This window comes from Rhodocytophaga aerolata, from assembly GCF_030503435.1.
Lineage (GTDB): Bacteria > Bacteroidota > Bacteroidia > Cytophagales > 172606-1 > Rhodocytophaga > Rhodocytophaga aerolata.
Map to the genome: position 1 here is coordinate 1 of NZ_JAUKPO010000135.1, position 1,980 is coordinate 1,980.

The 1,980-nt window shown below is 38.8% G+C and carries 2 protein-coding genes; both read left to right on the forward strand.

Translation table 11 applies throughout. The annotated features are described in order from the left end of the window. Positions 1 to 68: 68 nt before the first annotated feature. On the forward strand, positions 69 to 701 hold the full coding sequence (locus Q0590_RS37135; protein WP_302042748.1) for a hypothetical protein: 633 nt from the start codon (positions 69 to 71) through the stop codon (positions 699 to 701). A 111-nt stretch (positions 702 to 812) separates the two neighbouring features. After that, positions 813 to 1,421 (forward strand): WG repeat-containing protein, encoded by a 609-nt coding sequence (locus tag Q0590_RS37140; RefSeq protein ID WP_302042749.1) that lies wholly within the window; start codon positions 813 to 815, stop codon positions 1,419 to 1,421. Positions 1,422 to 1,980: the final 559 nt, after the last annotated feature.

The following is a 1,980-nucleotide window of genomic DNA, read 5'->3' on the forward strand; positions in this document are numbered from 1 at the left end:
CAAGTCCGGTTCTGAAGACCAGTACAGGAGGCGACTCCTGTACTGAGTTTAACTGGTGGTCATAAAATATGAAAAACAGAAAAGGAAATAGAGTTTCACAAATTAGTAATTGGTCTAAGATGCTACCAATTGGTACTCTGTTAATCGCTGTGCTCCTTTCTATTTGGTCTATTTATTACAAACCTAGTTTGAGTTATAGTTGGACAGAGATGAGACCCCAGATGAGAGATAGTGTGCGAATAATTGAAGAATATGGAGCCATACCGGGTGAGTTTGTTGGAATTGCAGCAACAACGCCTCAACAATGGTACACAAGAGAGTGGTTAATGAACAATGCTAAGGAAAATGAATTGATAAAACTCCTTGAGTACCCAAATGGAGTCGTGAAAGCGACTGCTTATGAAGCCTTAGTAAAGCAATCAAGCCTAGATAAGTATAGTTTACTAAGTCAAGTTTTGAATGATACGATCACCTTTGTTTATTATCAATCAGGGTGTCAAGGAGAGATGCTGATGCTTGGAGAATACATCTTAAAACATGTTATTTATCTACCATCAGACAAGACACCTTCCCCTCAACCGGGAGCATTAATGAATCTTGAATTGGCTCAAGTACAAGTACAAGAATTACAATATCTCTATGAGCACAGAATGGAGAAAAAGAAGCAGTATCTTAAAGAAAAGTTTAAGCAGAAAATATAAAATACGAACCGCCAACACCGGCTACCTTCGACCAACTTGCCGCCTATATCAAAGGCTAACGCAAATGGCATAGTCGTCGAGTAGCCTTGATCCATAAGTGTGCATTAAGAAATGAAAATTACAGCAATTGCATTAGTTGGAGTTGCGATTTTGAGTCTCTCTTCTTGTCGACAAGAGATTGATCAGGCGATTACTAACTATCAGTATTTTGACCTTGTTGAAACCGACACTTTAGAGAAATCAATTTTAGTGGCGGTTACTGACGAAGAGTTTTTAGAATATGGTTCAAGGGTTGCTTATGTAAACTTAAAAGGAGATACGATTATTCCACTAGGAAAATATGCCTATTATGGGACTGACTCCTTAATTCATTATGCCAATGTCATTGAATATCCTAATGATAGTACCTTTGGTAGACAGATTGCCATCAACCGTGATCAAAAAGTACTCTTCGACCTAGTAATGTTCGATAATGGGCCAGAACCATTTGTAGAAGGATTAACTAGAGTCAGTCGGAATGGGAAAATGGGTTACGCCAATGAAACAGGCAAGGTAGTAATCCCATGTATCTATGATTATGCCAAGCAGTTCTATCAGGGTAAGGCGGAGGTTACTTTTGAGGCAGTTGAATACATGGATGGGGACGAACACAGGAGAGTTGAAAGCGAGGAGTGGTTTGAAATTGATAGAAAAGGAAATAAAATAAAGAACGCACCCTAACACCTTACCAATGCCGTTGAGTTAAGCTAAATTCACTATTTTTTAGACTGCTAAAATCACATGTTTGGAAAGAAAATAAATATAAGTTTAGTCCTATTTAGGCTAAGAGAATTAAGGCTACTAAGTAAACGGGCATAGTCAGCCCTGCTTGTCTACAAGCTATCAAGATATCCCTATTTTTCAATGAACGCCTGTTGAGTCCTTTAAATAGCCGGCTTATAACTGTACTCGGTCTGATGTCTGTTGTTGGCTCTTAGGATTTTTTCCTTTCTTGGCTTACTTCTAAACAACCTTACTCTTTCTAGGCTTTGCAGGGAACGGCTAAGAAGAAAAGCAAGTGTAGCTTTCAGTAAAGATGGCCCGGCGGTGAATATAGTAGACAAGTTTCGTTTCAGGCTTTCTAGACTCACATTGCGATTAATTTGATAACAGGCCTTACGTTTGTCGCACTTGTTTGTCATGGCAGGTGTGGCAGCTGCTATCAGTAGGGTTTGCATATTAAACATAACGTGAACTATGGATTAGTAAAAGCATAAAGGGCTCAAAATGAATTAGCTTT